Origin of the sequence: Microvirga pakistanensis (assembly GCF_004458765.1) — a bacterium.
GTDB lineage: Bacteria > Pseudomonadota > Alphaproteobacteria > Rhizobiales > Beijerinckiaceae > Microvirga > Microvirga pakistanensis.
The window spans coordinates 1-223 of the sequence record NZ_SPJX01000295.1; the positions used below are offsets into that span (position 1 = coordinate 1).

General features: G+C 67.7%; 1 protein-coding gene. It reads left to right on the forward strand.

The window, feature by feature from the left end:
• On the forward strand, window positions 1-223 hold a 223-nt coding region (locus E4K09_RS15980; RefSeq protein ID WP_134498686.1), incomplete at both ends, for a nuclear transport factor 2 family protein.

A 223-nucleotide genomic window follows, 5' to 3' on the forward strand; every position in this document is an offset into this window, starting at 1 on the left:
CCTGCCGCTCCGTGGATCCGCCCGCGCTCCACCGCCGCCGAATGCGCTGCCCAGTTCACTGAATTGATGGAATACACCGTGCCCAAGGATGCGCGTGCCTCTGTCGACACCTTCCTCGTCGACGGCGCCGAGGCGGTCCTGATGGGGCACGTGTCAGGGACCGTCCGCGCGACGGGAAAGTCCTTCGAGGGGCCGTTCGCGCTGCACCTCACCGTCGAGAACG